This window comes from Massilia sp. UMI-21 (genome assembly GCA_015277795.1).
Lineage (GTDB): Bacteria > Pseudomonadota > Gammaproteobacteria > Burkholderiales > Burkholderiaceae_D > Telluria.
On record CP063848.1, the window covers coordinates 1,568,192 to 1,587,257 of the forward strand.

A 19,066-nucleotide genomic window follows, 5' to 3' on the forward strand; every position below is an offset into this window, starting at 1 on the left:
ATTCCCCTTCGTGCGTGCTCGGAAGAGGCTGCTTGATCCGCTGCGATAGAAGAGATATTACCGTAGGGCAAGTGGGAAATCAAAGGCGAATGTCAAAGTCTTTGGCATAAATCTCCATGTATAATAGTTTCCCTGAGGAATGAAAAAAAGTCATTCGTCGTTTCCTAGTGACCAATAAACAATGCCGATGAATCCACTCGACCGATCGCGCAAGGACGGGGCCGACTACCAGGTACTCGACCCCAGCCTGCTGGGCCGTCCGGTGCACCTGCTGCCGAAGTTCGCGCGCCGTTTCGCCGATGCCCTGGGCACGACGATGGCCGGGCCGGGCGGGCGCCGCTACTGGGGCGCCTGGCGCCTGGTCAGCCTGGCGTTCGAACGCGCTCCGGATGCGCAGGGACTGCGCTGGCTGGCAGTGGCGGGGCCGTTGGGCACCGCCGCGGTGGCGTTCGAGCGCAGCCTGCTGCTGGGACTGCTGGAAGGCCGCTATGGCCGCAAGAACGCCGCCCCCAGCGCGCCGCGCGACCCCAGCCTCGAGCGCGTGACCGCGACCGAGGAGCGGCTGGCGGCGACCCTCACTGCGCAACTGGCCGAACAGCTGCATGCGCGCGTGGCCGAGGGCCTGGCGGCGGTGGGCGTGGAGGTGCCGGGCGCGGACGCCGCGGTGGTGGAAGCGCCTGGCCTGGCCAGTCCGCCCGGCAAGGCCGGCTGGGTCATCCGCGTGACCCTGACCACGCAGGGACCGAAGGACATCCCGGGCGAGCAGCAGAGTCATTGCTGGATCGGCCTGGACCAGGAACTGATGTCGCATGTGCTGCAAGGCCTGAAGGAAGAGCGCAGCAGCGTGCGCACGGCGCGCGCCGGCAACGACGGCCTGTCTTCCGGCCTGTTCGTCAAGCTCGACGGCCGCCTGGCCAGCAAGGAGACCACGCTGGGCGCGCTGTTCGAGCTGAAGGTGGGCGACATCATTCCGGTGTCGGTCGGGCGCGCCGACGTGCTGCTGGACGAATCGCGCCTGTTCACGGCCGCCGTGGCCGAGCACAAAGGAAAACTCTGTTTAACCTCTTTTGAAGATGCCGAGTAAATGGATATGAACATCAACGAGCAACTCAGCGACCAGATGAGCGGCGACGTGATCATCGACGACCTCGAAGGCGTCGAAGCCGCCACCGCGATCGCGGGCAAGAACGCTGCGCGCCAGCTGCCGCAGATGATGCGCCGCATTCCGGTGACCCTGACGCTGGAAGTGGGCTCGGCCCGCATCTCGCTGCAGGAACTGATGGCGATCGGCCCGGCCTCGGTGGTGCCGCTCGACGCCCTGGCCGGCGAGCCGCTGGTCATCAAGGTGAACGGCGCGCCGATCGGCCGCGCCGAAGTCGTCGTCGCCGGCGAGCAGTATGGCCTGAAGGTCATCGACCTCGACGGCCTGAACCTGGATGCCCTGACGTCATGATCCTGTGTACCGGCGGTGCTCGGGTGGGACCACCTTTGCGCCGCGCGGCGCCGCTGTTGGGCGGTGCGCTCTGCCTCATCTTGCTGACCTGCGCGCTGCCCGCCGCGGCCCAGCAGCAACCGAGCATCCTGCCCGGCGTGATTCCCGGCTCGAGCCAGGGCATGACCGTGAAGTCGCAGATCCTGGTCCTGATGACCCTGCTGGCGCTGCTGCCGGTCATGGTCATGATGATGACCAGCTTCACCCGTTTCGTGATCGTGCTGTCGCTGCTGCGCCAGGCCCTCGGCCTGCAACAGGGCCTGCCGAACCGGATCATCACCGGCATCGCCCTGATCCTGACCCTCCTGGTGATGCGCCCGGTGGGCGAGGCCGTCTGGCGTGACGCCTTCCTGCCCTACGATAGCGACAAGATCGGCCTGGAGCAGGCGCTCAAGATCGCCGAGGCGCCGGTGTCGCGCTTCATGCTGGCCCAGACCAGCAAGACCTCGCTGGCCCAGGTCGCGCACCTGGCGGGCGAGCCGGCCAACCTGGCGCCCGAACGGCGCGGCTTCACCGTCAAGCTGGCGGCCTTCGTGCTGTCCGAGCTGAAGACCGCCTTCCAGATCGGGGCGATGCTGTTCATTCCCTTCCTGATCATCGACCTGGTGGTGTCGTCGGTGCTGATGGCGATGGGCATGATGATGCTCTCGCCGCTGGTGATTTCGCTGCCGTTCAAGCTGCTGCTGTTCGTGCTGGTGGATGGCTGGACCCTGACCGTGAACACGCTGGTCGGCAGCATCCATGCTTACTAGCCGCACGCGACCGAACGAGAGAATTGTCCAATGAGTCCTGATATCGCGGTCGACCTGGTGGCCGAAGCCCTGAAGGTGGTGATGCTGCTGGTGCTGGTGCTGGTGGTGCCGGGCCTGGTCATGGGCCTGATCGTGGCCCTGTTCCAGGCCGCGACCCAGATCAACGAACAGACCCTCAGCTTCCTGCCGCGCCTGCTGGTGACGCTGGCTGCGGTGATCCTGGCCGGGCACTGGATGACGTCCACGCTGATGGATTACTGCGTGTCGGTGTTCCAGCGCGCGGCCACGCTCGCGTCCTGACGGAAAGCGCGAACGAATGGAGCTGGTCGGCTTCCTGCTGCCGCTGATGACCGCCCTGTGGTGGCCGTTCGCCCGCATCATGGCCATGCTCTCGACCGCGCCGGTGCTGGGCGAGGGCTCGGTGCCGGTGCCGGTGCGCGCGCTGCTGTCGGTGGCCCTCAGTTTCGTGATGCTGCCGGTGACCAAGGGCGGCGCCATGCCCGACCCGTTCTCGCTGGCCGGCGTGGTGGCGATGGCCGAGCAGGCCGTGATCGGCGCCGTGATCGGGCTGGCGCTGCAGTTCGCGATGGCCGTCATCACGATGCTCGGCTTCCTGGCCTCGAGCCAGATCGGCTTCTCGATGGCGCAGATGAACGACCCGGTCAACGGCCAGGCCTCGGACGTGGTGTCCGGCCTGATGTCGCTGGTGGCGATCCTGGTGTTCTTCGGGATCGACGGCCACCTGGTGCTGATGGGCGTGGTGGCCCAGAGCTTCAAGGCCTGGCCGGTGGGCGCCGGCTACGCGCCGCTGCTGCTGGAAGCGGTGGCGCTGAACCTGGCCTGGGTGTTTTCGGCGGCGGTGCTGCTGGCGCTGCCGATCGTGTTTTCGACAATGGTGGTGCAGATCGGGTTCGGTTTCCTGAACCGGGTGGCGCCGAGTTTGAACCTGTTCTCGCTGGGCTTCTCGCTGGTGACGATCTTCGGTCTCCTGATGCTGGTGCAGGTGGTGCGTTTCATCCCCGAGCACTACGTCGCGATGACCAACCAGATCCTGGAGATGCTGCAGGAGCAGATGAGGATAGCGCATGGCCGATAACGGTACCGGCGGCGACAAGACAGAAAAGCCCTCGGCGCAGAAACTCAAGAAGGCGCGCCAGGAGGGCCAGGTGGTCCGTTCGCGCGACCTTGCGACCGCGGTCGGCATCCTGTGCAGCCTGAAGCTGTTTTCGATGCTGGTGCCGGGCTACCTGGAGTCGTTCCGCTCGCTGTTCCGGCTGGTGTTCGTGCCGCTGGGCGAGGCCGGCGCGATCGAGAACGCGATGTCGGTGGTGTTCACGGGCGCCCTGATGCTGCTGGTGAAGATGGTGCTGCCGCTGCTGGCGGTGCCGGTCGCGATCATCGCCGCCGGCGCGATCCCGGGCGGCTTCGTCGCCTCCGGCAAGAACATGGCGCCCAAGTTCAGCCGCCTGAGCCCGATCACCAACCTGGGCAACCTGTTCTCGCAAAAGCACTGGATCGGGTTTGCCACCTCCGCCGCCAAGGCGGCGGTACTGGGCTTCGTGCTGTGGCACGTGATGAGCTCCGGCATGAAGGCCTATGTCGAGCTGCAGCGCATGCCCCTGAGCGATGCGCTGGTGGGCGGCACCTCCCTGATGCTGGACGGCCTGATGGCGATGGTGGCGGTGTTCGTGGTGTTCGCGCTGGTCGACGTGCCGGTGCAGGCCTTCCTGTTCACCAAAAACCAGCGCATGAGCAAGCAGGAACAGAAGGAAGAACACAAGAGCAACGAGGGCAAGCCCGAGGTGAAGCAGCGCATCCGCCAGCTGCAGCACCAGCTGGCCCAGCGCAGCGTGCGCAAGAGCGTGCCGACCGCCGACGTGGTGATCGTCAACCCGGAGCACTACGCGGTGGCCCTGAAGTACGATACCGATCGCGCCGAGGCGCCCTTCGTGGTGGCCAAGGGCGTGGACGAGATGGCGCTGTACATCCGCAGCGTCGCGCGCGAGCACAAGATCGAGACCCTGTCGCTGCCGCCACTGGCGCGCGCGATCTATAACACCAGCCAGGTCCAGCAGCAGATCCCGGCGCAGCTGTACGGGGCGGTGTCGCAGGTATTGAATTACGTCCTACAACTGAACGCGTTCCGTGCAGGCCGGCGCCAGGCGCCCCCACGGTTCCCCAACGAGGTGGTCGTTCCATCTCATCTGAGCGAGGTTTCTGCATGAGCTTTTTCACCAACTTCAAGGTCTTCATTTCCGAGCTGAAGCGCCAGAAGTTCGCCGCGCCGATTTTCCTGATCGCGCTGCTGGCCATGATCATGCTGCCGCTGCCGCCGGTGCTGCTGGACGTGCTGTTCACGTTCAACATCGTGCTGGCGCTGATCGTGATCCTGGTGTCGGTGACCGCCAAGCGACCGCTCGACTTCTCGGTCTTCCCGACCGTGATCCTCGGCACCACCCTGATGCGCCTGGCGCTGAACGTGGCCTCGACCCGCGTGGTGCTGCTCAACGGCCACAACGGCCCGCACGCGGCCGGTAACGTGATCGAATCCTTCGCCAATGTCGTCATTGGCGGCAATTACGTGGTCGGCCTGGTGGTGTTCGTGATCCTCATGATCATCAACTTCATCGTGGTCACCAAGGGCGCGGAACGCATCTCCGAAGTGTCGGCGCGCTTCACCCTGGACGCGCTGCCGGGCAAGCAGATGGCGATCGACGCCGATCTCAACGCGGGCCTGATCAACCAGGAAAAGGCCACCCAGCGCCGCAAGGACGTGGCGGCCGAAGCCGATTTCTACGGCGCCATGGACGGCGCCTCGAAGTTCGTGCGCGGCGACGCGGTGGCGTCGATCCTGATCCTGATCATCAACCTGGTGGGCGGTATCGCGATCGGCGCCCTGATGCACGGCCTGCCGCTGGGCGAGTCGTTCCGCGTCTACGCGCTGCTCACCATCGGTGACGGCCTGGTCGGCCAGATTCCGGCGCTGCTGCTGTCGGCGGCGGCGGCGATCCTGGTGACCCGCATCGGCGAATCGGGCGACCTCGAAAAGCAGGTCGGCGGCCAGCTGCTGGCCCAACCGGCGGTGCTGTTCTCGGCGGCCGGCGTGATGGTGATCCTGGGCCTGGTGCCGGGCATGCCGACCATCACCTTCTTCATTTTCGCCGGCGTGGTAGCCTTTGTCGGCTGGAAGCTGACCAAGGTCGTCAAGGCGCCGGACGACGCCGGCGTGGCCGCGATCGAAGCGGCATTGCGCGACGAGCGCGCGCCCGACCTCGACTGGCAGGCACTGCCCGTGGTGCAGCCGGTGACGGTGGCGGTCGGCTACAAGCTGGTGGGCATGATCGACCAGGCCCAGGGCGAGCCGCTGACCAAACGCATCAAGGGCGTGCGCCAGAGCCTGTCGGAGCAGATGGGCATGCTGGTCCCCAGCATCGGCGTGCGCGACGACCTGGCGCTGCGTCCCTCGCAGTACGCGATCAGCCTGTCGGGCGTGGTGGTGGCCGAGGCCGAGGTGATGCCGGAGCACCTGATGGCGATCCCGTCGCCCAACGTCTACGGCGAACTCGATGGCGTGCCGGGCATCGAGCCGGCCTACGGCATGGCGATCACCTGGATCCTGCCCGAGCAGAAAGCCGACGCGCTGGGCCTGGGCTACCAGGTGGTCGAGGTGTCGAGCGCGATCGCCACCCACACCTCGAAGGTGGTGCGCGAGTACCTGCACGAGCTGTTCCGCCACGAAGACGTGCCGGCCATCATCGAGCGCCTGCAGGCGCTGTCGCCCAAGCTGGCCGGGGCGCTGGAAAAGGCGCTGACCCACACCCAGCTGCTGCGGGTGTTCCGCGTGCTGCTGCAGGAGGGCGTGTCGCTCAAGGACATCGTGGTGATCGCCACCACGCTGCTGGACAGTTCCGAGACCACCAAGGACCCGATCCTGCTGGCGGCCGAAGTGCGCTGCGCCCTGCGGCGCCAGATCGTGGCCGGCCTGTACGGCAAGAAGAAGGACATGCCGGCCTTTAACCTGGCGGCGGAGCTGGAAAACATGCTGCTCGGTTCCCTGAACCAGGCGCGCCAGAACGGCGGCGGCAAGGTGGCGCTCGACAACTACCCGATCGATCCGCAACTGCTGTCGCAACTGCAGATCAACATGCCGGTGGCGCGCGAGCAGATGAAGCAGCAGCACACGCCGCCGCTGCTGCTGGTGCTGCCCCAGGTGCGCCCGCTGCTGGCGCGCTACGCCCGCCTGTTCGCGCCTGGCCTGCATGTGCTGTCGTATAACGAGATTCCCGAGAACCGCGACGTGTCGATCGTCGGCACGGTGGGTTGAGCGGGACGCCTGAACGCATCCGAACCGTCACGATTCCACACCGGGAAGCTCCCATGAATCCTAAGCCGATCTACGTCACCCAGCCCCAGATGCCGCCGCTGGAAGAGTTCTATCCCTACCTCGAGCAGATCTGGGAGAACAAGATCCTCACCAATGGTGGCCCCTTCCACCAGCAGCTGGAGGCGGCGCTGTGCGCCTACCTGGGCGTGGAGCACCTGGCGCTGTTCTCGAACGGCACCCTGGCGCTGGTGACGGCGCTCCAGGCGCTGCGCGTGACCGGCGAAGTGATCACCACGCCGTACTCGTTCGTGGCGACCGCGCACTCGCTGCTGTGGAACGGGATCAAGCCGGTATTCGTCGACGTCGACCCGGTCAGCCTCAACCTCGACCCGGTGAAGATCGAGGCGGCGATCACGCCGCAGACCACCGCCATCATGCCGGTGCACTGCTACGGACGTCCGTGCGATGTCGACGCGATCCAGAAGATCGCCGACAACTACAACCTGAAAGTGATCTACGATGCCGCCCATGCCTTCGGGGTGCGCGATGCGCGCGGCAGCATCCTGCGCCATGGCGACCTGTCGGTGCTGAGCTTCCATGCGACCAAGGTGTTCAACACCTTCGAGGGCGGCGCCATCATCTGTCCCGACGCCCGGACCAAGCAGCGGATCGACCACCTGAAGAACTTCGGCTTCGTCGACGAGGTGACCGTGGTCGCGCCGGGCATCAATGCCAAGATGAGCGAGATCAATGCCGCGTTCGGGATGCTGCAGCTGCGCGGGATCGACGAGGCGATCGCGCGTCGCGGGCATATCGATGCCCGCTACCGCGCGCTGCTGGCCGGGGTGGAGGGGATCGCGTGCATGACGCCCGCCGCCGATACGGTCGCGAACCATTCGTACTTCCCGATCCTGGTCGGTCCCGGCTACGCGCTCGGCCGCGACGCCCTGTACCAGAAGCTCAAGGAGCACGGCGTGCATGCGCGGCGCTACTTCTATCCCCTGATTTCGGATTTCCCGATGTACCGCGGCCTGCCTTCGGCACGGCGCGACAACCTCGAGGTGGCGGCCACGGCGTCGAGCCGGGTGCTGTGCCTGCCGATGTACCCGGCGCTCGCGGACGCCGACGTGGAACGGATCGCCGCCGTCATCGCCGACGGGGGACCGGGCCGCGCCTGAACCGCTCAGCCGGCCGGCGTGCCGGCGCGCAAGGCCTGCTCCAGTTCCAGCAGCTTGCGGCTGCGCGCCTTCAGCCGCCTGGCGGGGGCGCCGGCATAGATGCCCCAGTCGGCGAGCGGCCGCGCCACCAGCGACAGCGCGCCGACCGCGCTGCCGTCGCCGATCGACGCTCCGGGCAGGATCACGCTGCCCGAGCCGACGATGACGTGCCGGCCCAGCGCGACCGGCGCGGTCTTCACATTCAGGTAGGCATGCGGCACCGTCGGGTTGGTCAGCGCCTCGCCGGAATAATCGTCGGTGCCGGAATAGATGCGCACGCCCTGCGACAGCCCCGAAAAATCCGCCAGCGTGATGCCGCCGGCGCAGCCGAGGTAGCAGCCGCCGCCGATATGGATGTAGTCGCCCAGTTCGAGGCGGCCCGCATGCGCCGCGATGACGACGCCCCCGTCGATGCGCACGTTATCGCCGATCGCAATGTTTTCCAGGCCGATGATGGTGGCGTTGCGGGCGATCCTGACGTTGCGGCCGACCCGTCGGAACCCGAGTAGCCGCAGTTCCGCCGTCTCGGCATAGCCCGGATTGAACGGATTCGGCACTGCTGGGGAATGCTCCACGGTGACCTCGCTGGTGGTGGTTGACTGGGTGTGTATTGTACGCGCCGCTCAGGCACCGCCCGGCGCCTCAGGCGCGCGCGGCAGCAGCAGGGCCAGTTCGGCCACCGCCTTGAACACCGGCAGGGTCAGCACCGATTCGGCCTGCCAGTAGGCGATCGAGGCGTGCGCCGGCGCGGCCGGCAGGTGGTCGCGGAAGGACCAGCGCTGTACCAGCAGGCCGGCGCGCTGCACCGCGCGCTCGAGCAAGGGCTGCAAGGCGCGCAGCCGCTTCGTCGCGCCGGCGTCCGGCGCGCACAGTTCCAGCGCCACGCCGCCCGGCACCGGCTCCAGCTGGACCGTGACCCGGGTGCCGTCGGGAAGTTCGAGTTCCAGGCGCAGCGAGGCGCGGCCGCGTCGGCGGCGTCCCGGCGGCGTGTCGCCTTCCTGCGCGATCACGTTCAGGTGCTGCGCCTGCGCGCTGCCGGCATGCACGGTAAAGCGCCAGGCGTCGGCCGGCGGATGGCGCGGGTCGGGCTGCGGCGGCAGCTTGCCGTGCTGTGCCGCCAGCAGCACAGCCGCCGGCAATTGCCGGTCCAGGGCCTGCTGCTCGCGGGCTTCGAGCTGGCGTCCGTAATGGCGCACCATCGCGCGCCAGCTGCTGCCGAGCGCCTCGGCGTCGGCGCGCTGGAACGACAGCTGGCGTGCCATGGCCAGCTGGTCGGGCCGCATGGCCGCGCCATCGAGCGCATCGCCCGTGGGGGCTGCCGGCGTGCCGGGCGCCGGGGCAGGGGAAGCCAGTGCCGCCGGCAGCGGCAGCTCGGCGAGCTCGGCGGCGACGAAGGCGGCCGGCGTGACCGCGGGCACGGCGCCGACCGCGAGCGTGGTTGCGGGAGGCGGCGGAAGGGGGCTGAAGCTCAGGCTGGCCATGGCAATCGGGAAGTCCAAGTGAAAAAGGCCAGCCGCAATGCGGCTGGCCTTGTGCGGAACCCGGCTGGATCAGCCGGGAACTAAGCCGCGAAACGATCTATTTTATTACTGCAGCAGCGACATGACCATCGAGGACATGCTGTTCGACTGCTTCAGCATGGCGGTACCGGCTTGCAGCAGCATCTGGTTCGAGGTCATGTTCGCGCTTTCGGTCGCGAAGTCCACGTCCATGATCAGGCCGGCCGCGGCCTTGCTGTTGGTGCTGATGTTCGACAGGTTGTTGTACACGTGCTCGAGGCGGTTCGCCGCGGCGCCCAGGCCCGAACGGACCTTGTTGACCGATGCCAGTGCGGTTTCCAGCTTGGTGATCGACGCGTTGGCGGCGCTGGTCAGTTCGGTGCCGCCGGCGGTGCCGGCGTAGTTGACGGTGGCCGAGGTCACGTCCGACACCACTTGCGACATGTCGGTCGCCAGGTTCACGGTCATGGTCTCGCTCGACGACGCGCCGATCTGGAAGGTCATCGAGGAAGCGACGGTGCCGCCCACCAGCAGCTTGGTGCCGCCGAAGGTGGTGTTCTTCAGGACGTTCGACAGTTCCAGGCCCAGGGCATCGTATTCCGACTGCATGGCTTTTTTGTCGTCGGCGGTCGACGAGGCGTCGGCTGATTGGGTTGCCAGGTCCTTCATGCGGACCAGCATGTTGCCGACTTCGTCCAGCGCGCCTTCGGCGGTCTGCAGCATCGAGGTCGAGTTCTGGGTATTGCGCATGGCGACGGCCATGCCCGAGGTCTGGGCTTTCAGGCGCGAAGCGATCTGCAGGCCGGCGGCGTCGTCCATTGCCGAGTTGATACGGTAGCCGGTCGACAGGCGGGTCATCGAGGTCGACAGCGAGCTCTGGGTGCGGCTGATCGAGTTTTGTGCGGACAGTGCGGCGTTGTTGGTGTGAAGGCTCAGCATGGTAGCTCCTAGGGAATTCGATTCGTGGTCGAGTGCGTCACTCGCTCTCACAAGTACAGGGCGACCGGTTTCAATCCGGCATTAAGTGCCGCATGGAAATTTTTTAAGATATTTTTTGATTCGGTAAAAACTTGTCGAAATGGCCATGCGGTGCGGTGTCCGGACGTGAACGCAGCATCGAGCGCGCTGCGCTTGTTCAGGACTGGGCAGGCGCCAGGTCGGACAGGCGTACCCGCTGCGCCGCCGGCGCCTGGCCCGCGCACCAGTGCTGCCAGATCCGGCGCAGGCCGACTTCCAGTCCGGCCGCCGTAATGCCTGGATAACCCAGCACCGAATTGACGAAGCGCTCGCGCATGCCGGCGCGCATGGCCGCCAGCGCCGGCACGTTCCGCGACAGGAAGACGCCGAGTTTGACGTAGGTGTCGTCGCTGTCGGTGATGAAGTCGCCCAGGCCGAGGTGGGCCAGGAAGGACACCGCGGCATGACTCGGGTTGGTGGCGCCGACCGTCGCCAGCGTCGGCACGCCCATCCACAGCGCATGGCCGACCGTGGTCGAGCCGCTGTAGGGGAAGGGGCTGAGGCAGATATCGACGTCGTAGTGCTGCTTCAGGTATTCGTGCACGCTGGCGCGGTTGCGCAGCAGCAGGCGCTCGCGCGGGATGCCTTCGGCGGCGAACCAGTCGATCAGGACGTCGTCGATGCCCGCCTGGAGGCCGCCGAGCAGCATCCTGGCGTCGGGAATGGCATGCAGCAGCTTCGACCACTGGGCGATCACGGCCCGGCTGAGCTTGGATGCGCGGTGGAAGCTGCCGAAGGTCAGGTAACCGTTGCGCAGGGCGGGCAAGTCGTTCAGTGGCGGGGCGTGCTGGTCGGGCAGGAAGGGCGCGACCAGCGGCAGGCGCAGGATCTGCTCTTTGAACTGGTCGTCGTAGCGGCCTTCCGGCAGGACGAACGGGTCCGACAAGAAATAATCCATCGTTTCCATGCCGGTGGTGCCGGCATACCCGATCCAGCTTGCCTGCACCGGCGCCGGCTTGCGCATGAACAGTTCCAGGCGGTTCAGGGCCGAATGGCCCGACAGGTCGATCAGGATGTCGATGCCGTCCTCGCGGATCAGGCGCTCGGCGGCTTCGTCGTCCAGGTCGGCGATCTGGCGCCAGCCGGCCGTGCAGGCGCGCAGCCCGGCGGTCATGCCGTCCTGAATATTGTTGTTGTAATAGACATACAGGGAGACGCGCGCATGCTCGCGCAGCGCGTCGAACACGGGCGCCAGGAAGCGGGTGACGGCGTGCTCGTACAGGTCGGCCGACACGAAGCCGATGCGCAGCTTGCGCTCCGGGTCGCGTTCGTTGGCATGCGGCTGGCGCAGCGCGCGCAATGGCGGCTCCCAGCGCTCGCCGAACGCGAAGTGCTCGCGCGTCAGTTCCTCGGGATCGAAGGCGGTGTGGCTCAGGATGAACAGCATCACGCTGTGCGCGGCCGGCGAGGGCGCCAGTTCGAATGCGCGCCGCGCCAGGCGCAGGGCTTCTTCCCATTCGCCCAGGGCGAAGCGGATGCCGGTCTGCGCATGCAGCACGTCGACACTGTCCGGGGCCAGCGCTTCGGCGCGTGCGAGCAGGGCGGCGGCCTCGGTCAGCCTGCCTTCCGAACGCAGGGTATTGGCAATGTCGACCATCAGGTCGGGCCGTTCCGGAGACAGGGCGAGGGCGCGCTCGAAACCCTCGCGTGCCGCCTCGAAGCGTTTCAGGACCCGCTCCGCCTGCGCCAGGCGGATCAGCGCCGACAGGTGCTCGGGGCGCTGTGCCAGCACCGCGCGGTAGCAGGCCACGGCCTCTTCGTGCCGGTGCAACTGGTAGAGCAGGTTGCCGAGGTCGTAACGGGCGTCGAGCAGCTCGGGATCCAGCGCGAGCACGTCCTGCAGGGCGGCCGCGGCTTCCGCGATTTTCTTGTCCTTGTGCAGGACGGAAGCGAGGCGCAGCAGGGAGTCCTGCAGGCCCCGGCGCAGGTCGGCGCCGTTTTCGAAGCGCAAGGCCGCGCGATAGACCTCGGCCGCTTCCTCGTAGCGCGCCTGGTCGAACAGGGCGGCGGCCAGCACGCCTTGCAGACCGCGCAGTTTCTGGTTGAGTTCGAGCGCACGCTTCAGGCAGGCGACGCCTTCGTCGAGCTGGCGCGCCCGCAGCAGGTCCAGGCCGAGCAGGGCATGGGCATTGGCGTCGCGCGGGTTCAGGCGCACGGCGCGGCAGTGCTGCGCAAGCGGATCCTGGGCGGTGGAGCGGGGAAGGACGGTCATGGGCAAACGGTTTCTGTGCGGAAATTAGTCGCGATTGTAGATCGACTCGCGCTTGCGCGTACCGGGTTTGTTGCAGCGCCGCCGAGAAAATTTGCCGGTGTTGGCAAAGCGCTCCGTCCTGCGCGGCCAGGCGCGGCGGGTTTGGCGTGGATGGCTTAATATGTCGGGTTTTCCGGCGTTTGCCGGCCATTCTCGACTTCACGCATGCATTCTTCCCATCGCATCGACCCCGGCCTCGAGGCCGCCGGTTCCGTTCCCGCATCCTCCCTGCCGAGCCGCCGCCTGTCGGTGGCGCCGATGATGGACTGGACCGACCGCCACTGCCGCGTCTTCCATCGCCACATCACCCGCCATACCTGGCTGTACACCGAGATGGTGACCACCGGCGCCCTGGTCTACGGCGACGTCGAGCGCCACCTGCGCCATGACGCCATGGAGCACCCGGTGGCGCTGCAGCTGGGCGGCAGCGACCCGGCCGACCTGGCGAAAAGCGCGAAGCTGGGCGAGCAGTGGGGCTACGACGAGATCAACCTGAACTGCGGCTGCCCGTCCGAACGGGTGCAGAAAGGCGCCTTCGGCGCCTGCCTGATGCAGGAGCCTGGGCTGGTGGCCGACTGCGTCAAGGCGATGCGCGACGCCGTGTCGGTCGACGTCACGGTGAAGCACCGCATCGGCATCGACGACAACGAGGAATACGGTTTCGTGCGCGATTTCATCGGCACCATTGCCGACGCCGGCTGCCGCACATTCATCGTCCACGCCCGCAATGCCGTGCTCAAGGGCCTGTCGCCGAAAGAAAACCGCGAGATTCCGCCGCTGCGCTACGAAGTGGCCTACCAGCTCAAGCGCGAGTTCCCGGCGCTGGAGATCATCATCAACGGCGGGGTCAAGACCGACGAGGAGATTGCCCTGCACCTGGCGCATGTGGACGGCGTCATGCTGGGCCGCGAGGCGTATCACAACCCCTGGGTCATGGCGAGCTGGGACCGCCTGTTCTACGGCGACCCCGATGCCCCCGTCAAAACCCGGGTGCAGGTGCTGGAAGCCATGGTTCCGTACATCGCCGAGCAGCTGCGCCTGTACGGCCAGCACGGGCTGAAGCTGAACAGCATCACGCGCCACATGCTGGGCATCATGACCGGCCTGCCGGGGGCGCGCGCCTTCCGCCAGATGTTGTCCGATCCGAAGCGGCTGGCCGGCGCCGATCCGGCCTTGCTGCTGGAGGCCGCGGGGCGCATGCCGGCCGCTGCCTGAGCAGCTGGGCCCCTCGAAAGGCGTACTTCGGTACGCCTTTGTTATTTCTTGTCGGCAAATCGCGACATTTTATTGTCGGATTGTATAGACATGCTCTGAAGGACTTGCCGTATGGAAATTGGACGCGCATAATTTCCTTCGCTCCCACAAGTTGAACGAGATCAACACCGTTGTTGAGCTGAAACAAGTTCGGTTGCCGAGGTCGATTTCGGGTTTCCAGGCAGAACTTTTGATTTATCCTGTCGGAAATATCCGTATGTCATGAAGCATACGACACGCGTCGCACGGCGCCAGGTTCCGAGCGAATTCGATCAATAGATACAGGGATAAACAGGAATGTCTTTTTTGAATAACTTGAAGGTCGGCACCCGCCTCGTACTCGGCTTCGCACTGGTGCTGGTGCTGCTGATCGTGGTGACTGCGGTCGGCATCGTGCGCATGGCGCAGATCCAGGACCGCCTGGACAAGGTCGTGAGCGTCAGCAATGTCTCGACCGGCCTCGTGATCGACATGCGCAACAACGTCAGCGATCGTCTTACTTCGCTGCGCGTACTGACCCTGATGACCGATCCGGCCGACATGGAACCGGAGCTGGTCAAGTTCAAGGAGCAGACCCGCAAGTACGACGACGCCCAGAAGAAGCTGTCGACCCTGTTCGCGGCCCACGCCAGCGACAAGGAAAAAGCCCTGCTGGCCCAAATCAAGGAATTCGAAGGCGCGGCCATGCCGGCCATCGCCAAGGCTTCCGAGCTCTACCTGGCCAATAACGCGATGGATGCCACCCGCGTGATGATCCGCGAAGTGCGTCCGGTGCAGAAGAAGTGGACCGAAGCCCTGGACCAGCTGGCGCTGCTGGAAGAGAAACAGAATGCCCAGAGCAAGATGGACGCCGAGTCGGAATTCGTCAATGCCCGTAACCTGATGATCGGCATGCTGCTGGCCGCCGTCGCCATCGGCGTGGCCGCAGCCTGGGTGATCTCGCGCAGCCTGCGCAAGCAGCTGGGCGGCGAGCCGGCCTATACCGCCAAGATCGCCGGCAGCATCGCCCACGGCGACCTGTCGATCGCCATCGAGACCGAAGAGTCGGACCGTGGCAGCCTGCTGGTCGAAATGAAGGAAATGCGCAATAGCCTGGTCGGCATCGTCGAACAGGTGCGCCGCGGCACCGAGACCATCGGCACCGCCTCGCGTGAAATTGCAGCCGGCAACATCGACCTGTCCTCGCGTACCGAACTGCAGGCCAGCTCGCTGGAAAAGACGGCCTCGGCAATGGAAGAACTGACCGCGACCGTCAAGCAGAACGCCGACAATGCCCGTGAAGCCAATGCCCTGGCCGCAACCGCCTCGGACGTGGCCCGCAAGGGTGGCGAAGTGGTGTCGCAGGTGGTCGGCACGATGGGCGAGATCAACAGCTCGGCGAGCAAGATCTCGGACATCATCGGCGTGATCGACGGCATCGCCTTCCAGACCAACATCCTGGCGCTGAACGCCGCGGTGGAGGCGGCGCGTGCCGGTGAGCAGGGCCGCGGCTTCGCGGTGGTGGCATCGGAAGTGCGCAACCTGGCCCAGCGCTCGGCCGCGGCGGCCAAAGAGATCAAGACCCTGATCGGCGACTCGGTCGAGAAGGTCGAGCGCGGCAGCAAGCTGGTCGGCCAGGCCGGCGTGACGATGGACGAAGTGGTGGCGAGCGTCAAGCGCGTGACCGATATCATGAGCGACATCGCCGACGCCAGCGCCGAGCAGAGCGCCGGTATCGAACAGGTCAACCTGTCGATCATCGAGATGGACAGCATGACCCAGCAGAACGCCGCCCTGGTCGAAGAGGCCGCTGCCGCCGCGCAGAGCCTGCAGGACCAGGCGGGCGAACTGACCCGCGTCGTCAGCATCTTCAAGCTGAGCGAGGGCGAGCAGTACCAGGTGGAGGCCCCGGCCCCGGCCGTCACCAGCACTGCCGTGGCGGTGCGCCCGGCCGCCGCCAAGCGTCCGACCCCGGCCCTGAAGAAGCCGGCAGTGAAGAAGCCTGCAGCAGCGGCCACGGCCGCCGCGCAGGACGAGGCGCCGGCCGCCAAGCCGAAGAAGGCCGCCACCGTCGCCAGCGACGAGTGGGAAGAATTCTAAGAGAGAAGAACGCCGGCCTCCGCGCCGGCACGCAGTGAGACTGCCAACCTTAAACAAAAACCTACTGGGGAAACCATGAAAAACCTGACCGTGAAACTGATCGCTGCAATGACCCTCGCCACCGCCGCCGGCGCCACCTTCGCCGCCGAAGTGCCGGCTTCGTTCGACCCGAAGAAGTGCGCGGTCGAGTACCCGAAGGCGTCGCTGATGAACGAAGAGCAGGGCACCACCTCGGCATCGTTCCTGGTCAATGCGGACGGCACCGTGGCCGAGTCGAAGCTGGACAAGTCGAGCGGCTTCAAGAACCTGGACCGTGCCGCCCTGAAAGGCCTGTCGTCGTGCAAGTTCAAGCCGGGCACCAAGGACGGCGCACCGGCCGCGACCTGGACCAAGGTCGACTACGCCTGGAAGCTGGACTAATCCAGGTTTCCTCCCGAAAAAAGCCGGCCTTGCCGGCTTTTTTCATTGGTGCCTGGCCCCTCGGTTACATTTTCATGGCAGCTTGTTTCGAGTGTAAGAACTCTTTTCAATTCCCCCTAATGCGGATGAGGCTGGCTATAGTGGTTCCAACACCAACCGAAAGGAGAAGTACCATGAAAACGATTCTTGCCGCTACCGCAGCTGTCCTGATCAGCACCGCAGCCTTCGCGCCGGTCCAGGCCCAGGCCCAGGGTCGCACTGAAGTGATCGTGGTGCACAAGGCCCCGCCGCCGCTGCGTCGCGAGGCGGTTCCCGCGGTCCGCCGCGGCTACGAGTGGGTGCCGGGCTACTGGAGCTGGAACGGCCGCCGCTACGAGTGGGAACGCGGCCACTACGAGCGGATGCGTGCGGGCTATGTCTACCATCGCCCGGAATGGCGCCAGGACCGTAAGGGCTGGTACCTGGTGCGCGGCGGCTGGGTGCGCGACGACCACCGCATGGCCCGCAATGACCGTGACGGCGACGGCGTCCGCAACCGCTTCGACCGCGACCGTGACGGCGACGGCATCCCGAACCGCCGCGACGCGCGTCCGAACAATCCGAGCCGTTACTGAGCACGGGATTTGTGAGAGACAAACCGCCTGCATGCAGGCGGTTTGTTTTTCGGTGACGCGCTTGACAGGCGGCGATGCGGCGGCACCGAAGCCTGTGTTTGCATGCCGCCGTACTGGCTTTGGTGCCGCGACCCGCTGGACGGATAAGCACGATCGCTTGCATGGCGATTCCACCTCCGGCGCGGCCAGCCGTCGATGATCTGCCGATGCCCGACTAGCGTCGAGCTGGCTTTGCTATTCATTTTTGTTGATGCCGCCTTCATCCACGGGGCATGGCAAAGGGTATGCGCCGGCTTTCGCGGCAAGCGCGGATGACGTGACGAGCGACTAGTCGCTCCAGCCTGCTTGCTATTTGAAGGAGGCAAACTGGCACCGGTCCATCAACAGCGACATCTGTTGCTTGGCCGCGTCATCCCGGGAAGTACATACCGAATTCGTCATTTATTTCTGTGTGGAATCTTGATTTACCACTGATAATTTTGTTGATTGCTGGATGACAGCGCGACGGATATCGGGTGAGGAACGGATGAAACTACGGAACAAGATGGCCTTGTGCATGGCCATTGTCTTTATGTTATTTGCGGTCGCATTGGCGGTCGCGATCTCGGGCATGCGCGACGCCAGCTCGCGCTTTGGCAGTTTCGTGGACCAGGACCAGGCCTTCCTGAGCGAAGCGAACACGATGTATGCGCAGGGCCTGCAGATGGGCCAGGCGCTGCGCAATGTGATCTTGTCGCCCGAGAACGAGACCGGCTACAAGAACCTGGCGACGGCACGCAAGGACTTTGACAAGGCCATGCAGTCGGCCCGCGCACTTGCAAAAGGCGATGCCGCCATCGATGCCAGGCTGGCCAGGCTGGCAAGCCTGCAGCAGCAGCGCGCCGCGGTACAGGACCGTATCGTCGCACTGGTGAAGACCGATGCGGCGTCCAGCGCCACGATCCTGAACGGCGAGGAAACGCCGGTATGGCGGGAAATGCGTGCGGACTTGCTGAAGATCCTGAAGGAAAAGAATGCGGCGGCAGCGGCGGTCAAGACCGAACTGGCCGCACGCACGCAGATGATGTTCTCGCTGAGCCTGGCGCTTGCCGCCTTCGCCATCGTCGCCGGTGGCGCCGTCGCGTTCTGGCTGACCCGCAGCATCACCCGCCAGCTCGGCGGCGAGCCGGACTACGCCGCGCGCATCGCCGGGTCGATTGCAGCCGGCGACCTGACCGTGCAGATTCTCCTCGAAGACGAGCGCAACCAGCACAGCCTGATGTTCGCCATGCGCCAGATGCAGCAAAGCCTTGCCACCCTGGTGCAGAAGGTGCGCGACGGCACCGATACAATCACGACCGCCTCGGGCGAAATCGCCGCGGGCAACCTGGACCTGTCGGCCCGCACCGAAGAGCAGGCCAGCTCGCTCGAAGAGACCGCCGCCTCGATGGAAGAGCTCACCAGCACCGTCCAGCAGAATACCGAAAGCGTGCGTCATGCCAACGCGCTGGCCACGACGGCTTCCGGGGTCGCGCTGAAAGGCGGCCAGGTCGTGCAGGAAGTCGTGGGCACGATGGGGGCGATCAACGAGGCATCCAGGCGCATTGCCGACATTATCGGCGTGATCGACGGCATCGCCTTCCAGACCAACATCCTGGCGCTGAACGCTGCGGTGGAAGCAGCCCGTGCGGGCGAGCAGGGCCGTGGTTTCGCCGTCGTGGCATCCGAAGTGCGCAACCTGGCCCAGCGCAGCGCGGCCGCGGCGAAGGAGATCAAGACGCTGATCAGCGATTCCGTGGAGAAGGTCGATGCCGGTAGCAAGCTCGTCAATGTCGCGGGCGACACCATGACCGAGGTCGTTGCGAGCGTGAAGCGCGTGACCGACATCATGGCCGAGATCACGCTTGCTGGGCAGGAACAGAGCGCCGGCATTGCCCAGGTTAACCAGGCCATTGCCCAGATGGACCAGGTCACGCAGCAGAATGCGGCGCTCGTGGAGGAAGCCGCCGCGGCAGCCGACTCGATGCAGGTACAGGCACAGGAGCTGCTGGCAGTGGTTGCTACCTTCAAGCTCGCACCGGAGTCAGCTCCACGTTCGCCCCGCTTGGATGGCGCCGGTGTGCACCCGTCCCGTCTTGCGCTGCCGGCGATGGCAGCGTGATCTGAAA

At 65.8% G+C, this 19,066-nt stretch carries 17 protein-coding genes; 13 read left to right on the forward strand and 4 right to left on the reverse strand.

What is annotated here, in order from left to right; translation table 11 throughout:
* Positions 1-181 precede the first annotated feature (181 nt).
* The 8 genes from IM543_06955 to IM543_06990 are packed head-to-tail and all read left to right on the forward strand — an operon-like array spanning position 182 to position 7,746.
* Positions 182-1,084, forward strand: a complete 903-nt coding sequence (locus IM543_06955) for a hypothetical protein (GenBank protein ID QOY95587.1) — start codon at positions 182-184, stop codon at positions 1,082-1,084.
* Entirely contained in the window at positions 1,085-1,453 is a 369-nt protein-coding gene (locus IM543_06960; GenBank protein QOY95588.1) for a FliM/FliN family flagellar motor switch protein, read from the forward strand.
* Entirely contained in the window at positions 1,450-2,244 is a 795-nt protein-coding gene (fliP, locus tag IM543_06965; GenBank protein QOY95589.1) for a flagellar type III secretion system pore protein FliP, read from the forward strand. Before IM543_06960 ends, fliP begins: the two co-directional genes overlap by 4 nt.
* Positions 2,245-2,274: 30 nt before the next feature.
* The gene (fliQ, locus tag IM543_06970; GenBank protein QOY95590.1) at positions 2,275-2,544 is read left to right on the forward strand and encodes a flagellar biosynthesis protein FliQ; all 270 of its coding nucleotides are present in this window, start codon (positions 2,275-2,277) and stop codon (positions 2,542-2,544) included.
* Positions 2,545-2,560: 16 nt separating this feature from the next.
* Complete coding sequence (gene fliR, locus IM543_06975; protein ID QOY95591.1) at positions 2,561-3,340, forward strand: flagellar biosynthetic protein FliR; 780 nt, start codon at positions 2,561-2,563, stop codon at positions 3,338-3,340.
* A complete protein-coding gene (gene flhB / locus IM543_06980; protein QOY95592.1) occupies positions 3,330-4,469 on the forward strand; it encodes a flagellar type III secretion system protein FlhB in 1,140 nt (379 codons plus the stop codon). Before fliR ends, flhB begins: the two co-directional genes overlap by 11 nt.
* Positions 4,466-6,568, forward strand: coding sequence for a flagellar biosynthesis protein FlhA (locus tag IM543_06985; GenBank protein ID QOY95593.1), 2,103 nt, complete (start codon positions 4,466-4,468; stop codon positions 6,566-6,568). Before flhB ends, IM543_06985 begins: the two co-directional genes overlap by 4 nt.
* Before the next feature lie 53 nt (positions 6,569-6,621).
* Positions 6,622-7,746: a DegT/DnrJ/EryC1/StrS family aminotransferase gene (locus IM543_06990; protein QOY95594.1), complete on the forward strand. Its 1,125-nt coding sequence runs from the start codon at positions 6,622-6,624 to the stop codon at positions 7,744-7,746.
* Positions 7,747-7,751: 5 nt separating this feature from the next.
* On the opposite strand, the gene IM543_06995 is transcribed toward IM543_06990, so the two are convergent.
* The 4 genes from IM543_06995 to IM543_07010 all read right to left on the reverse strand — a co-directional run bounded on the left by IM543_06995 (position 7,752) and on the right by IM543_07010 (position 12,513).
* Complete coding sequence (locus IM543_06995; GenBank protein ID QOY96556.1) at positions 7,752-8,342, reverse strand: acyltransferase; 591 nt, start codon at positions 8,340-8,342, stop codon at positions 7,752-7,754.
* 66 nt (positions 8,343-8,408) lie between these two features.
* Positions 8,409-9,266, reverse strand: a complete 858-nt coding sequence (locus IM543_07000) for a hypothetical protein (GenBank protein QOY96557.1) — start codon at positions 9,264-9,266, stop codon at positions 8,409-8,411.
* A gap of 105 nt (positions 9,267-9,371) precedes the next feature.
* Positions 9,372-10,223: a Lateral flagellin gene (locus IM543_07005; GenBank protein ID QOY95595.1), complete on the reverse strand. Its 852-nt coding sequence runs from the start codon at positions 10,221-10,223 to the stop codon at positions 9,372-9,374.
* A 196-nt stretch (positions 10,224-10,419) separates the two neighbouring features.
* On the reverse strand, positions 10,420-12,513 hold the full coding sequence (locus IM543_07010) for a tetratricopeptide repeat protein (protein ID QOY95596.1): 2,094 nt from the start codon (positions 12,511-12,513) through the stop codon (positions 10,420-10,422).
* A gap of 204 nt (positions 12,514-12,717) precedes the next feature.
* On the opposite strand from IM543_07010, the gene dusA reads away from it, so the two are divergent.
* From dusA to IM543_07035, 5 genes are all read left to right on the forward strand, one after another.
* Entirely contained in the window at positions 12,718-13,767 is a 1,050-nt protein-coding gene (dusA, locus tag IM543_07015) for a tRNA dihydrouridine(20/20a) synthase DusA (protein QOY95597.1), read from the forward strand.
* A 354-nt stretch (positions 13,768-14,121) separates the two neighbouring features.
* On the forward strand, positions 14,122-15,885 hold the full coding sequence (locus tag IM543_07020; GenBank protein QOY96558.1) for an MCP four helix bundle domain-containing protein: 1,764 nt from the start codon (positions 14,122-14,124) through the stop codon (positions 15,883-15,885).
* A 75-nt stretch (positions 15,886-15,960) separates the two neighbouring features.
* Positions 15,961-16,305 carry an energy transducer TonB gene (locus IM543_07025; GenBank protein ID QOY95598.1) on the forward strand — a complete coding sequence of 115 codons (345 nt, stop codon included), beginning with the start codon at positions 15,961-15,963 and terminating at the stop codon, positions 16,303-16,305.
* 173 nt (positions 16,306-16,478) lie between these two features.
* Positions 16,479-16,919, forward strand: a complete 441-nt coding sequence (locus tag IM543_07030) for a thrombospondin type 3 repeat-containing protein (protein ID QOY95599.1) — start codon at positions 16,479-16,481, stop codon at positions 16,917-16,919.
* A 526-nt stretch (positions 16,920-17,445) separates the two neighbouring features.
* Positions 17,446-19,059: a chemotaxis protein gene (locus IM543_07035; GenBank protein ID QOY95600.1), complete on the forward strand. Its 1,614-nt coding sequence runs from the start codon at positions 17,446-17,448 to the stop codon at positions 19,057-19,059.
* Positions 19,060-19,066 lie beyond the last annotated feature (7 nt).

What these genes read in the sequence shown, in the direction of transcription:
- IM543_06955 (QOY95587.1), top strand. Translation starts at nt 182, where the DNA reads ATGCCGATGAATCCACTCGACCGATCGCGCAAGGACGGGGCCGACTAC.
- IM543_06960 (QOY95588.1), top strand. Translation starts at nt 1,085, where the DNA reads ATGGATATGAACATCAACGAGCAACTCAGCGACCAGATGAGCGGCGAC.
- fliP (QOY95589.1), top strand. Translation starts at nt 1,450, where the DNA reads ATGATCCTGTGTACCGGCGGTGCTCGGGTGGGACCACCTTTGCGCCGC.
- fliQ (QOY95590.1), top strand. Translation starts at nt 2,275, where the DNA reads ATGAGTCCTGATATCGCGGTCGACCTGGTGGCCGAAGCCCTGAAGGTG.
- fliR (QOY95591.1), top strand. Translation starts at nt 2,561, where the DNA reads ATGGAGCTGGTCGGCTTCCTGCTGCCGCTGATGACCGCCCTGTGGTGG.
- flhB (QOY95592.1), top strand. Translation starts at nt 3,330, where the DNA reads ATGGCCGATAACGGTACCGGCGGCGACAAGACAGAAAAGCCCTCGGCG.
- IM543_06985 (QOY95593.1), top strand. Translation starts at nt 4,466, where the DNA reads ATGAGCTTTTTCACCAACTTCAAGGTCTTCATTTCCGAGCTGAAGCGC.
- IM543_06990 (QOY95594.1), top strand. Translation starts at nt 6,622, where the DNA reads ATGAATCCTAAGCCGATCTACGTCACCCAGCCCCAGATGCCGCCGCTG.
- IM543_07000 (QOY96557.1), bottom strand. Translation starts at nt 9,266, where the DNA reads ATGGCCAGCCTGAGCTTCAGCCCCCTTCCGCCGCCTCCCGCAACCACG.
- IM543_07005 (QOY95595.1), bottom strand. Translation starts at nt 10,223, where the DNA reads ATGCTGAGCCTTCACACCAACAACGCCGCACTGTCCGCACAAAACTCG.
- IM543_07010 (QOY95596.1), bottom strand. Translation starts at nt 12,513, where the DNA reads ATGACCGTCCTTCCCCGCTCCACCGCCCAGGATCCGCTTGCGCAGCAC.
- dusA (QOY95597.1), top strand. Translation starts at nt 12,718, where the DNA reads ATGCATTCTTCCCATCGCATCGACCCCGGCCTCGAGGCCGCCGGTTCC.
- IM543_07025 (QOY95598.1), top strand. Translation starts at nt 15,961, where the DNA reads ATGAAAAACCTGACCGTGAAACTGATCGCTGCAATGACCCTCGCCACC.
- IM543_07030 (QOY95599.1), top strand. Translation starts at nt 16,479, where the DNA reads ATGAAAACGATTCTTGCCGCTACCGCAGCTGTCCTGATCAGCACCGCA.
- IM543_07035 (QOY95600.1), top strand. Translation starts at nt 17,446, where the DNA reads ATGAAACTACGGAACAAGATGGCCTTGTGCATGGCCATTGTCTTTATG.